14 protein-coding genes are annotated in these 13,584 nt (G+C 33.8%); 1 reads left to right on the top strand and 13 read right to left on the bottom strand.

All coding sequences use genetic code 11. The features are described 5' to 3' along the window. Positions 1 to 218: 218 nt before the first annotated feature. Complete coding sequence (locus BLS90_RS10420; protein ID WP_091257583.1) at positions 219 to 665, top strand: tellurite resistance TerB family protein; 447 nt, start codon at positions 219 to 221, stop codon at positions 663 to 665. A gap of 411 nt (positions 666 to 1,076) precedes the next feature. Here BLS90_RS10420 and BLS90_RS10415 read toward each other — a convergent pair whose 3' ends face one another. The 13 genes from BLS90_RS10415 to BLS90_RS10355 all read right to left on the bottom strand — a co-directional run bounded on the left by BLS90_RS10415 (position 1,077) and on the right by BLS90_RS10355 (position 13,219). Beyond that, positions 1,077 to 2,507: an OprD family outer membrane porin gene (locus BLS90_RS10415; RefSeq protein ID WP_091257582.1), complete on the bottom strand. Its 1,431-nt coding sequence runs from the start codon at positions 2,505 to 2,507 to the stop codon at positions 1,077 to 1,079. A gap of 140 nt (positions 2,508 to 2,647) precedes the next feature. Continuing rightward, complete coding sequence (locus BLS90_RS10410; RefSeq protein ID WP_091257581.1) at positions 2,648 to 4,342, bottom strand: bifunctional metallophosphatase/5'-nucleotidase; 1,695 nt, start codon at positions 4,340 to 4,342, stop codon at positions 2,648 to 2,650. A 98-nt stretch (positions 4,343 to 4,440) separates the two neighbouring features. Next, the gene (locus tag BLS90_RS10405) at positions 4,441 to 4,860 is read right to left on the bottom strand and encodes a DsrE family protein (protein ID WP_091257580.1); all 420 of its coding nucleotides are present in this window, start codon (positions 4,858 to 4,860) and stop codon (positions 4,441 to 4,443) included. Between the two features lie 5 nt (positions 4,861 to 4,865). Beyond that, complete coding sequence (locus BLS90_RS10400; RefSeq protein ID WP_220083878.1) at positions 4,866 to 5,963, bottom strand: c-type cytochrome; 1,098 nt, start codon at positions 5,961 to 5,963, stop codon at positions 4,866 to 4,868. A gap of 6 nt (positions 5,964 to 5,969) precedes the next feature. Further along, positions 5,970 to 6,467 (bottom strand): DUF6691 family protein, encoded by a 498-nt coding sequence (locus BLS90_RS10395; protein WP_091257578.1) that lies wholly within the window; start codon positions 6,465 to 6,467, stop codon positions 5,970 to 5,972. A 10-nt stretch (positions 6,468 to 6,477) separates the two neighbouring features. Continuing rightward, the gene (locus tag BLS90_RS10390; RefSeq protein WP_073354932.1) at positions 6,478 to 7,041 is read right to left on the bottom strand and encodes a YeeE/YedE family protein; all 564 of its coding nucleotides are present in this window, start codon (positions 7,039 to 7,041) and stop codon (positions 6,478 to 6,480) included. 102 nt (positions 7,042 to 7,143) lie between these two features. Continuing rightward, entirely contained in the window at positions 7,144 to 7,713 is a 570-nt protein-coding gene (locus tag BLS90_RS10385) for a TlpA family protein disulfide reductase (RefSeq protein WP_091257577.1), read from the bottom strand. Between the two features lie 59 nt (positions 7,714 to 7,772). Next, positions 7,773 to 8,987 (bottom strand): MFS transporter, encoded by a 1,215-nt coding sequence (locus tag BLS90_RS10380; protein ID WP_245705089.1) that lies wholly within the window; start codon positions 8,985 to 8,987, stop codon positions 7,773 to 7,775. 41 nt (positions 8,988 to 9,028) lie between these two features. Beyond that, entirely contained in the window at positions 9,029 to 9,337 is a 309-nt protein-coding gene (locus tag BLS90_RS10375; protein WP_091257576.1) for a DUF202 domain-containing protein, read from the bottom strand. Between the two features lie 232 nt (positions 9,338 to 9,569). Further along, positions 9,570 to 9,839, bottom strand: coding sequence for a rhodanese-like domain-containing protein (locus tag BLS90_RS10370; protein ID WP_245705088.1), 270 nt, complete (start codon positions 9,837 to 9,839; stop codon positions 9,570 to 9,572). 60 nt (positions 9,840 to 9,899) lie between these two features. Next, positions 9,900 to 11,300, bottom strand: coding sequence for an MBL fold metallo-hydrolase (locus tag BLS90_RS10365; RefSeq protein ID WP_091257575.1), 1,401 nt, complete (start codon positions 11,298 to 11,300; stop codon positions 9,900 to 9,902). Positions 11,301 to 11,509: 209 nt separating this feature from the next. Continuing rightward, positions 11,510 to 11,893 (bottom strand): hypothetical protein, encoded by a 384-nt coding sequence (locus BLS90_RS10360; RefSeq protein ID WP_139171411.1) that lies wholly within the window; start codon positions 11,891 to 11,893, stop codon positions 11,510 to 11,512. Between the two features lie 528 nt (positions 11,894 to 12,421). Continuing rightward, positions 12,422 to 13,219, bottom strand: a complete 798-nt coding sequence (locus tag BLS90_RS10355) for a sulfite exporter TauE/SafE family protein (protein ID WP_091257573.1) — start codon at positions 13,217 to 13,219, stop codon at positions 12,422 to 12,424. Positions 13,220 to 13,584 lie beyond the last annotated feature (365 nt).

Below are 13,584 nucleotides of genomic sequence, written 5' to 3'. Positions count from 1 at the left end.
TGCGTTGCAACCTTTTATTTATGTCAGTAGTATTTAATGCCGTATTGTTATCATTCGATGATTGTCTTTTTTAAAATTGGTAGCGATGTGTTTTGTTTTTATCGCTCTCATTTTGAATTAGGTTACAACATGCTAAAAATAAAAAGATAATTTAATCATAAACCAAGCGATCCTTTGCAATCTAAGCAGTAACTTTATGCCTAAAACAAATACTAAACATGAGTTCATTTGAAGATAAAAACAAGGAGGATCAAAATTGGGTAGCGTCAGATTTTGAAGCTTGGGTTGGGATTTTATACTCCTGTATTTCTGCCGACAATCAAATTAAAGATTCTGAAAAAGCTGCATTATCAAGATTATTGCATTCTAAAGAGAAATTTGTAGGAATCGACATTGCACCTCTATACACAAAGTCATTTAATTTAAGAGCAGAGGTTGGACAATTAAAATACATATCTGCTTGTTGTAAACAGATTAAGGAAGAAGATAAAGAAACCGTTTTTGCCCTTGCATTAGAAGTATTACTCGCCGACGGAACATTAGAAAAAGAAGAAAAGGATATAATTGAAGTTTTATCGAATCAGTTAAAAATCGAGTCTGAAATGATCAGCAAAATTATTGAGGTTATTTTCTTAAAAAATCGAGGCAATATCAAAAGAATTTAAACTGATAATAAAAGAATACAGATACAAAAATATTGGTAATGAAATCGTTAAACAAGCAACATTTTTCAATTCAGAACTATTCTGCTTGTTTTAAAACCGATTTATATTAAAATTATTGCTTACTTTAGTTTTTTCCAAATAAGATCTTAGTATGACATTTGATTAAAGGCATATTATTGTTTTAAAAAATCATTTACTATCAAAAAGAAAATCAAAATAGCAAAGGAAACCTTTCACGCCAGACTCCATCGCGATCCTGTGCTGACGCATCCTCGTTTAAAGTTTATTCCTAATATTGTACTCAATCTCATCAGTTTACTACTAACACTTGCGCTTTTGGGTGTGTTGGTCTATTTTATTGTAGATTATTTAATTAAGAAGTTTTATCATTTAGATTAAGAAGGAAATTTTTTAAAAATTAAAATTGAGTATAAAATTGATATTGCTCATGTTAGTTTTATTGAAAATATAATTTTTATTGTCGTAAGTTTCCCCCACATTGAACTTGTGTACATATAACAATTGTGCATCAAAACCTTTTAGGAGCCCTTGAAATTCATATCGTATGTCCGCATTAGTTTGCAAATAGGAAGGCATACCATATTTATTTAACGCAACGTTTTTCACATCTGGTAAATCAATATATCCCACTGCTAAATGCGATTTGAATGTTTTTTTAGGATTCGTATATTGTATTTTAGTCATTACGGCTTCTACATCCCCAAAACCTTCATTTCGTTCTCTAGGCATAAAGGTATAAAATGGATCTCGTCCCCATTCGCGCGGCATTAAATACCGTCCTTTAGCAGTAATTCGATTGTAATTTAAAGTCCATTCGATGGCTTTTGTTTTCCATCCGAGTCTACCACCAAAGGTCTGTGAGCTGCCATTTTTTTGAAAATAGGTTTTGCGTGGATCTAGATTTCCTCCCTCATTTAGTGCATTTTGGTATATCGTTTGAAAACCTAAAAGTAGTTTTGAATTATGATTTAAAGGGTAGGTGTAGTCCATTTGGAACAGGGCCGAATTGAATAAATTCTCTGCGTACTGATTCCACAGGAGTGTTTTTAAATTGTATACCGATTCATTTTGGATTCCAATAATATAAACACCGTTGCTGTCTAGATTTCCAGCATATTCTGATTTTGTTCCATCAGGGTTGACTCCTGTTGGATAAATACCAATGGATTCCCCAATTCTGAAATACTTCATTGTGCTTCGTGGTGAAATCCCATATAAGTAGCCGATGTTAATTTTTGTTTTTTTGATTTCATTAAAATCTATCCAAATTCCATCTACTTCTGTAGGCCGCATTCTACCATCTTGTAGGTTTATAAAGGAGGTGTTTAATAGCTGTTTTCCAAGAGTTATGGTTGATTTTTTAAAATTATATTTTAAGTATAATTCTTCTAATCGGCTTAAATTGCCTTTACTTGATGCATTTTGTAAATCAAAAAGAGCCACTTCATACCTGTTGGATAAATTGGTTATTGGATCTTTTTTAGAAAAATCAGAAGAACCAATATCATAAATGTAATAGCCGCTGACACCAAATTGAAAATTATGAAATTGAGCTGTCTCAAATTTAACGCCACCTCCAAGAGCATTAGCGAAGTAATCCGACAAGCCACTTTCATTATTTGTACCCATAAAAAAGTAGCGAAAGTGACCACTGAAATTTCCATTTTTAAAAGCATTTAAAATCGAGGTTGAATCAATCTTTTCGTTACTTTTTTCTTTCCAAACTGTTGGTTTTTCTGCTATTTCTTGATGTTGTGCTATTGCATTAGTCACAAAAATCAAAGCAATAATCATATAAATTAATACCAAAAATTTTTTCATTTTTGTACGTTTAGAATTGTAACAAAAATAATCTCATCAATCTAAATGGGAAGTAACTTTTATCACATTGACCCAAAAAATAAAGCCGAGTGCTTTAGGCATTCGGCTTTACGACTTTTTACTTTAGGATTAAAAAAAAATTATCTGAAAGTATAATCAACGCCGGTTACTTGTGAAAGCAAGGTTTCTGGAGCATCTAGGATGATGGCGTTTTTTTCTGGTTTTGGCGTAACGGGCGAATTTAGCTTTAAATATTCCTTCATCACTGAATGCAAGGTTGCTGTAGTGTTTTTGGCATCCAGAACGCCTTTCATTCTACAAAGCATATCTATAGGATCGCCGTCACGTTCACAGGCCATTATGGAATACATTTTTTCAGGATCTAATGGTGTATTTTTCACGGTGATGCTTTGTACTCTTTTGTCAATATCGGCAAATGCATTGAATCGTACTTCCATCCCTTTGAATTTTACAACCCAACCACCAAAACGTTTTGAAGCATCTTGGGCAAAAACATTATTAAGTTCTTTCTCCAACCAATTTTTCAGTTGCTTTCCAGTAACTTTTGCGGTCCTTACCGTACTATCAACAGGAAGCATATCATAAATAAATCCGCTTGTAATGGGAATATTTCCTGTTTCGTCCGGGGTAGTTTTAGGTGGGCAAAAGCGGAATCCATTTGAAAGATTAATGTCTATTTCAGGAAATTTCCAATGTAATGCATTCAAAATCATAGTGTCAATTGGGTTTTCAACCACAAAATAGCGGTACAATGGTATTGTACTGTAACCAATAATTTGATTAATTTTTTCGTGATAAACCGCTTCTTTCTCTTTTAATAATTTTTCGATAGATGGATCTGCTTTTATTAAAGGCGAGTCGACTTCTATTAATTCATAATTGTCTTCGATTACTTTTCCGTTGAGGATAGTCAAATCTAATTTTCCAATAAAAGAACCAAATGCACCTGGCTCTACCACTTTAGCATAAGTACAAACAATGGGTTTACGAACCCGTTCGTGTGTGTCTCCACCTAAAATGTAGTTGACCCCTTTGCATTCCGGTCGGTTTGCTAGTGCAATTTGCTGCGACAACCCTAGATGTGCGATCATGATTACATAGCTGCATTGTTCTTGATTTCGTAGCACATCTACATAATGTGCTAGATTTTCCTCGGGATTGGTATATAAAATTCCTTTGCTGTAATTTGGGCTTTGTCGCAACGGTACTAAAGGATCCGTGTAGCCTAGAAAACCAATTTTTGCTCCGGCAATATGCCAAATGGTATAGGGTTGAAAAATAAGTTCGCCTCGTTTTCCCTCTCCTAAATCATGGTACATATTAGTACAAATTTTTGGTGCATCAAGGGATCCTAATAACGTTTGCATTTTCTTTTTTCCGTAAATTACTTCCCAATTTCCGGGCAAATATAAATCATAATCTAAGGCATTTAGAATGGGAACAAAAGCTTCGCCAGTAGTTTCTACACTTAATTCGCTACCCTGAAACATATCGCCGGTGTCAATAATATAGGTGTTTGGGTTTTTCTTTTTTAATTTTTTCAACAAGGTTGCCATGTAGGCATAGCCACCTGTTTTTCTAAAAACTACTTTTTCATTTTCCCAAAACAATTCGTCGTGCGGATGAATCTGACAATGCACATCAGTGGTTTGAAGAATAGTAATGGTTTGCGGTTTAGTACTATCAATTTCTTTATTTAGGTCTAATTCTTCCCTTTGATTTGTATTTGTAATAGCGGAAATAGGTGAAATCATCGTAGCTCCAAGCCCTAATGTTCCCACTGATTTTAGAAAATCTCTTCGGTTATTACTCATCGTTTTTAGTTTTTAGGTTCATTCTGTAGTCAATTTTTTATTGAAAAACTACAGCTAAAAAAACGGTGTAGTTTAGTGCAAAAAGTATTCTTTTTTAATTAGAATCCACCTTTGATATAGCTCCATCCTTGCTCTTGTTTTTCTACAATTTCAGCAATTCCTACTTTTACATATTCTACTTCGGGAATTAATTGGTCTTTCGTTACTTTTTGATTTTTCATTGTGTTTTCGCATACTAAAAAGCGAACTCCTTTTGCACGAAGCGCTTTTATCGCATTTAATTGCTTCGATTTACCTGACATAACAAAGGGAAGACCCATACTGTGAATGACAACTTCATATTTGGCATTTGGCCAATGCGCGGTAAGATTATTGAGCTGGTTTATAAATGCTTTTTGTTGCAAGGTATCTACAGCATTTGTAAATTGAAAAACAATTTTGTGATGATTCGCTCTTTTTTGAGCAAAAGCACTAACTGCAAAAAATCCTACTAGAACAATCAATTTTAGATTTCTCATTTATTTTATTTTTTAGATTTCAATTTTTCGGCCGCTTCTTCCATTTTCTTTTTTGCTTCTTTAATAAGTTTAAACGGTCCGAATTTATGTTGTGTTTCAGAATATTTATCAGAATAGGGCCCAAAAGGATGATCGATTGGTTTTTTAGAAATTTTAGGCCAATCCTTACTTAGGTCCTTTGATGGCCTTTCAAGACTTTCGACATAAGCTGCGATATCCCAAGACTCCTCATCAGATAATTGCGGATTTTCATAAGTTGCACCTAACGGCATGTTGTATTTTATGTATCCTGCAAAACGACTGATTCTAAACAATCCTGCCCCGCTATTATAGGAATTAGTACCCCAAAGCGGTGGATAGGTATATTCTTTTTTATCTTCGGCTAAAATTCCCTGACCATTGACTTGATGGCAACTGGCGCATTTAGCATCATATAACACTTTCCCTTTGATTGGATTGGCGGCACGATTTAAATACTCTAAATCATAAATTCCAGCCGCATTTGCCTCTTTTCCTTTTGGAACAGTACTCCCAATATATTCTATATACGCTATCATGGCTTTCATCTCTTTTTCATCTTCTTGGAGCGGTTGGCCATTTAAGCTTCGTTCCATGCAATCATTGACTCTTTTGTATAAATTTTCAACTTGACCACTCCTTGCTCGCATCTTTGGATACATGGAATATACGGAGCCATAATTATTTCCCCATGGTTTTGTACCTGCATCTAAGTGGCAATTGTTGCAATTCATACCATTGCTGATTTGTTTTATACTACCCTTTGGACCTAAATATTTAGCCGTATGAGCAATTAAGTCTTTACCATATTCCACTTCTTGCTTTAAAATAGTATCTGTAATCAGATCTATGTCTGCTGGTTTCCAGAATTTTGCTATTTCATTTTGCAAAATCACCTTTTGCTTGGCATCGGTATAAAGGGAATCAGTATTGCTATCACTGTTTTGAAACCAAGTTGTGATTGTTGAATTGAAAAACAAAACTAGAAACAATGCCATTACTAAGAAGATAATGGTTGTAAACAGTTGAATCAGCCTTTTTACGAGTGATTTAAATTGGACTATATTTTGTTTTTCAGTGTTCATAATTTTTTAATGAGGAAGTTTCTCTCTAAAATAGCCATATATCCAAGTTCCTGCTACAGCAGCCAACAAGGTAACAATCATCACAGTAGCTCCAGTTCCTATTTGTGCAAACAAGGGTCCTGGACACGCTCCTGTTACTGCCCAACCGAGTCCAAAGATCAGTCCGCCATATATTTGTCCTTTGTTGAACGTTTTGTCGTGAAATTCGATTTTCTCGCCGTAAATGGTTTTAATATTAAACTTTTTGATAATAAAAATAGATAGCATTCCCACTACAACGGCGCTTCCTATAATTCCATACATGTGAAAAGATTGAAACCGAAACATTTCCTGAATGCGATACCAGCTGATTACTTCAGCTTTGATAAATACAATACCAAATAATATACCTATGATTAAGTATTTTAAATTGTGATACCATTTGTGTTCTAAATGACTCTCGTTGATACAGACCGTATCTAAAGAACGCGTTTCGAAATCTGTATTTTGATCTTTAATTTGCATAATTAATTTTTTAAAGAGAAAGAATGAAGGGTAAAATAAAATTAGCCATAATCAATCCGCCAATAAAGAAACAACACGTTGCTATAAGCGATGGCAATTGTAAATTCGACAAACCTGAAATGGAATGTCCACTAGTGCAACCTCCTGCATAACGGGAACCGAAACCAATAAAGAAACCTCCAATAACCATCATGAAAAATCCTTTAAGGGTGAACAAACTTTCCCAAGAGAACAATTGTTCTGGCAACATACCATAAATAGATGTAATTCCGTAAGTAGACAGCTCTGTTTTTAGATTATCGTTTATCAATATCGGATCTGGATTTGATAAAAATTGGAACGCGATAACGCCACCAAGTAAAATACCGAAAACGAAAAACATATTCCAGATTTCTTTTTTCCAATCGTATTTGAAAAAGGCAATATTTGCCGGCAAACACATGGCACAAGTATGACGTAATGAAGCGCTAATTCCAAATGATTTGTTTCCAATGAGCAATAATGCTGGTACAGTAAGTCCAACTAATGGTCCTGCAATATACCAAGGCCAAGGTTGTTTGATTATTTCTAAAATTTCCATATTTGTTGATTTATTGATGCAAAGATCAAATTTATTAAGGAGTAGTTGTGTTACTTTTGTCACACAAGAAAAAAAAAGTAAAAAATGCTCTTGATTTTATTTCTTTAATAACTCGTCTAACTTTTCTCGGAACGAATCACTGTTCCAATTTGCTGTTCCAATTTTGGCTACAATCACATTTCCTGATTGATCAATAAGATAGGTTGCCGGAATTGTTGATGATTCCATTTCTAAAGGCGGATTTGTAATTGATTGATAAACGGGAAGTGTTAAATTTTCCTTGACCATAAAAGCATTTGCTTTTTCAAAAGAATCCGTTGTGATAAATAAAAAGACCATCTTGTCTTGATAATCAGTATATAATTTTTGAATACTCGGCATTTCGGCAATACAAGGAGGACACCAAGTAGCCCAGAAATTAATGAATACTATTTTTCCTTTGTATGCTTTTAATGAAACCGTCTTTCCAGTGCCATCTTTTAAAAGCCACTGATAAGTCGAGAGTTCTTTTTGATCTTTTACAGCAATTGTTTTGGGAGAGAAAGCAATTAACCGGTTTAAGTGAATTTTCACAAAAGTGCCTATGGGACTAAACAAAAGCAGTGCTATTAACACTATAAAAACAATATTTTGAATAGTAGATTTATTTGATTTTTTTGGTTCCATTTTAATTATTGTTTTCTAAAATAATTTTTTTTTGATTTATTTCTAGCATTTTTAATTTTTTATAAAGCGTCTTGTGGCATTCGGATTTCAATAATTAGGGACGATACAATAGTGATGACACCTATTACTATAATGGCATAATTTATACCAAATAAATCAGCTGTTATTCCAGAAATAATGGCGCCTATCGCATATCCTAAATCTCTCCAAAGTCTGAATGTACCTATACTTTCCGCTCTTTGATGCGGAGTTGTCGCCTGTGCGATGGCAGATAAAAAAATAGGGTACACTAAAGCGGTTCCCAATCCCAAAAAAGCTGAAATTGCTGCTAGTTGATAAAATGCTGAAGCAAAAGGAATAAAAAGTATCGCTATTCCTTGCAGTAGCATTCCCCAAAATAACATCTTTTTTTTTGAATAAACATCGGACATTTTTCCGGTTATTAATTGTCCAAAACCCCAAACTGTTGGATAAATGGCGGTTATAATTCCAATATTCTGAGAATCATAATTCAACGAAAGCAAAACAATAGGCAAAAGTCCCCAGATCATACCATCATTCAGGTTATTGACTAATCCAGCCTGCGTTATAGCACTTAATGTTTTGTTTTTGAAAGTGGTTTCCAAAAAAATATTTTCTAATTTTTGCGTTGTATTGGTTGTGTTTTCTTGTTGGACAAATTTTCTAGTATCCTTTACAAAAAATAAAGTCAATAGAAATCCAATTATAGAAATTCCAATTCCCAAGTAAAAAGGGTAGGGTGTAATGCCATATTTTTGTGCAATATAACCAGAGAGAAAGGCGACCAACCCAACGGCGAAATAACCAGCAAACTCGTTAAGTCCCATCGCTAGTCCACGATCTTTTTCTCCTACCAGATCAATTTTCATCACTACCGTACTGCTCCAAGTGAGTCCTTGGCTAATTCCTAACAGAATATTAGCAAAAATTACCCAATTCCATGATTCAGCATATATCAAAATAAAGGGTATCGGCAGTGCCAAAACCCAACCGAATAAAAGTAAATTTTTTCTACCAAAACGGTTTGCTAACTTACCCGTAAAATAATTCGTTATGGCTTTTGTAATCCCAAAGGCTATGATAAAAGAGAGAAGTGCTGTTTTTGAGGCAATGCCAAATTCTATTTCGGCAAACTTTGGAATAATGGTTCGTTCCATTCCTATCATTCCACCCACAAAGGCATTAACAATAACTAGCAGTGTAAATTGTTTCCAATTATTTTTCAATCCTAATTTGGTCGTACTAGTTTCCAAGGCTCATATTTATTAATTTGAAAATTTAAAAAAGAGGTTCTTTACATCTCATAATATTCTAGTTGATAATCACCAATATGCTTTTTATTATTGGCGATGGATTTCCTGTGTTTGAAAAAATTGAGTATTCCTAAAACAAAAATCACAAACGAAGTGACAAAAAGAGCAATTTCAATCAAGAGACTATTTTCAACTTTTAGTAGGTTTCTCAAACTCAAGCCAGCAATTAGAAAATACATTGATGTCCTCAAAAAGGAAAGAAAAGTAGATTGATTGGCCAAAATAGTGCGCTGTAAAGCCAATTTCTCTCTTAAAATCAAGTCTTTATTGCCTGGTTTTTTCGTCTCCATAATATTTTTTTTCGAATTAGTTTAAAAGGGAAGCTTTGAAAATACCGTTTTGAATTTAACTGGACAAAGCGCTACATCTGATATTGAATCCCTCAAATTTACTCTTTTATTTAAAGTAGTTAAAAAATCATTCGAATTATAAGGCTATCAAATCCTACCTAAATAATTGTGCAGTTTAAAAACAACTATTTCAGTTGCTTTAAACTGGACACTATTTTTATAATTCAGCTTCTTAACTGTTTAGGACTTCATTTACATCCTGCCAAGTTCCGCCATTGGTAACATTTTTAAAGCCATTTCTTTCCAAAATCATTTTGGCTTGACCACTGCGATTACCACTTCGGCAGAAAACAATAATTTGGTCTTTTCCTTTAAATTGAGCCAATTGATTAGGAACTTGATCTAAAGGAATATTTGTTGATCCTTTTACATGACCTTCAGCGAATTCTGCTGGTGTGCGAACATCTACTAGAAATGCGCCCTCTTTTATTAATTTTTCCATTTGAGTTGTGTCTTTTTTTGAAAATATATTTTTGAAAATTCCAAACATAATTAAGTTTTTTTAGTATTCAACAGCATTGTTTTGGTTGGTCCATTCATTCATTCCAGGAGAATAGTTCAGCACGTTTTTATAACCGTTTCGTGCGAGTAAGGAATAGGCAATTGCAGCTCTGTCTCCACCTTGACAATGGATTACTACTTTTTTATCTTTGCTTATTTGATCCATATTGTTTACTAATGTACCTACAAATACGTTATCAGCTCCTTTTATGTGCCCTGCGTTGTATTCAGAAACACCACGAAGGTCAACTATCTGAACATTTTTATCTTGTTGTAAGGTTTTAAATTCTTCCAATGAAATTTGATTTACAGTCTCTAAAGTACCGCCATGTTCTTCCCATATATTTGTAGATGGAACGTATCCTTGAATGTGATCTAATCCTATTCTCATTAGTTTTCTAGTTAAATCATCCAATTGCGATTCCTCTGCAAGCAGGATAAAAGGCTCCTCATACGTAAGATACCATCCTGCCCATGTGGCAAAAGAATTGTTTCCCTGAATGTTAATACTTCCGGGTATAAAACCTTTGGAAAATTCCGTTTTGTCTCTAGCATCAATTAATTTAGTTCCTTTGGCTAAAGCCGCTACTAATTCAGTGTAATCTAATTTTTTCAATTTAGGAACTTCAGTGAGCAGTGAACGATCTACTTTATTTAGCTTTTTCATCATTGCAAAATACTTAGGCGGTTCTGGTTGACCCTCCAATAAATAATTTGCAAATCCAGGTTCGTCATTTTCATACTGAAAAGCCCAGTTTCTAATTTTTTCGTAACCTACTGTTGTACTAGGAACCGCTCCTAATGCTTTTCCACAAGCAGAACCTGCTCCGTGACCAGGCCATACTTGGATGAAGTCCGGTAAGGATTCAAATTTTTTAATAGATTGATACATTTGTTTAGCACCAATATCTTGGGTACCTTTCATTCCTGCTGCTTTTTCGAGTAAATCAGGTCTTCCTACATCTCCAACGAAAACAAAATCCCCAGTGAATAACATTACAGGTTCATCGCTTGCCGGAGTATCCGTTAGCAAAAAACTAATACTTTCCGGAGTATGTCCTGGAGTATGAATTACTTCTATTTTTAGGTTACCTACTTTAATGACATCACCATCTTTTAATCCTGAATGTGGGAATTCGTATTTCCAGTCGGATCCACCTTCATCCGAAAGATATAGCTCAGCCTCTGTCAAAGCCTCAAGTTCTCTAGATCCTGCAAGGAAATCTGCGTGGATGTGCGTTTCTAAAATATGAGTAATTTTCATATTGTTCTGTTTGGCGATTTCGATATACGTATCTACGTCCCTTTTAGCATCAATTACTGCTGCTACTCCAGCTTTCTGGCAACCAATAAAATAACTTGCTTGAGCAAGACTCTTGTCGTAAACGTTTTGAAAAAACATATCTTTAATTTTTTAGTTCATAATTTATTTGACAAAATTAGGACATGTTTCCCTTATAGTTGGTGACTAATGTTACACAGGCTTTTTTAACTGAATAATCTAATGCGTAACTCAAAAAAGGAACAGGGAAATAATTCCCGTTATACTTCTTGTTGTGGCTTTGTTTTCGATTATCAAATTGCATATCGTAACAATTGATATTTTAAAAATTACATCCATTTTGACAGAAAATCAATCAACTCTTCTCGTAAATCTTTGAATATTTTTTCGAAAATAGCGATGCTTTCGCGGTGTTTTTTATGATCTGAAAATTTTTCATACTCAATATTAGCAGCATTTTTACTTATGGCTCCTTCAAGAAAAGATTCGTGACTTTTTATATCATGATTTAAAATATCAATCTCTTCGTTTTGAATAACAAGCAGATTTTGAAAGTGGTCTATAGCGGAGCGTACCTCATTTGAAGTGTTTTTAGCAGCTACTTCAGCTAGTCGATTTGCCATAATGGAAAGTTCGTCTTTGTAAAACAAAAGCTTGTTTATCCATGTTTTGTGCTCTTCGTGTAATTCATAAATTGTTTTTGAAGTTTCCATTTTTATTGGTTTTATAAAAGGTGAGATTAATTTAATCCGCATTATTTTAATTAATAATTCAAAATGTAAAAAAATCAAGAAATACACTTCATAGCACTACCATTTAATACAAGTACTAAAAAAATAATAGCAGTTAGAACCCCATTACTTTCCTGAAAAATTCACAATATTTTTATAAAAGGGCACTTATAAATTGAACTATTGATTTATTTTTGACCACTAATTTAAGAATATTTTTAATGCAATTAAAGTTGTAAGTAGTTTATTTTCAAGTATTTATATGATTTAATAGCTAAGATGTGTTTTATGCGTTATTTATCTGCCTGTAATCACAAAAGTGCACAAAACAAAAAAAATTCCTTTCAATTTTTATCGAAAAGGAATTCCTATTGTAGGTGGTATGGATTTTTTATTTTGGATGAAACAGTATGCACTAATTTGACAAAGTTGTTGTAACGGAGACTACTATTTTAAGTAAAAAGATCTCATTGCGCCAAATCACCTCTTTGGATTTGTAGTCCACTCTGTTTATTTTAGAAAAAGCTCTTTGGTTATAATGTAGATTCCCATCACTAAAACAAACCAACCAAAAGCGGGTTTAAGTTTTGCTCCATCTACTTTTTTAGATAATGCAGTACCAATGAAGATTCCAACAATGGCAAAGGCTGAAATCGTAAATAGGAATTGCCAATTTACGCCATTTTCACCACTTTCGCCAAAGAAACCAATCAACGATTTAGCCGCAATAATTACTAATGAAGTTCCAACGGCCTCTTTCATGGGCAATTTGCTCAAAATTACTAAGGCAGGAATAATTAAAAAGCCACCTCCAGCACCTACTAATCCAGTGATTATTCCGACGACTGCTCCTTCAAGAAGTATAATTGGGTAGTTGAACTTTTGTGCTTGTGGTGCTTCCATTGAATTTTTTTTGTCTTCTTTTATCATGCTGTACGAAGCAAAGATCATGATAACAGCAAAAAGTAACATTAAAAATAAATCTTTGGTCAAGGTAAAATTATCAGTAGAAAATAAAACTTTAGGAATTGCAGGAACGATTAAAGCTCGTGTAGTAAAAACGGCAATAATTGATGGAATACCAAAAACAATGGCTGTTTTGATATTTACCAACCCTTTTTTGAAATAACCCACAGAACCCACAGCGCTTGTAAGTCCCACAATAAATAGCGAGTAAGCTGTTGCTAAGACAGGCTCAATAGCAAATAAATAAACTAAAACGGGGACCGTAAGAATGCTTCCGCCACCGCCAATTAGTCCTAACGCTACGCCTATAAGTATTGAAGAAAAATACCCGATATATTCCATAATCATAAATTTTATGATGCAAAGATTAGCCGTTTAAATTTTGTGTACAGTAACATTTATCACATAGCTATTTTTTTTTTTTCTAAAACTAACAATTTATCCGGGACACTATTTTGGAACATCACAATGCTCCGACGTATTTTTACTTCAGATATTGTCTTAAATACACTCGGTTTTCAGCTGAATTAGACCAGATATATGGCTTTACAATGTAAAATCTAGTAGTGAAGTAATGACAAACTGTTGATTGTCATCTAATGAAGCTCGATAATGGTCCTTGTTTAAAGGTGTTACACAAGACCTTGCGATAGGAAATCCTATAACCTCTGACTGATCAGTCGCTTGTGCATTCAAACAATCTTTGG

Source organism: Flavobacterium omnivorum (assembly GCF_900099915.1).
GTDB classification, from domain to species: Bacteria; Bacteroidota; Bacteroidia; order Flavobacteriales; family Flavobacteriaceae; genus Flavobacterium; species Flavobacterium omnivorum.
This window is presented reverse-complemented; position numbering and strand designations above follow the sequence as displayed.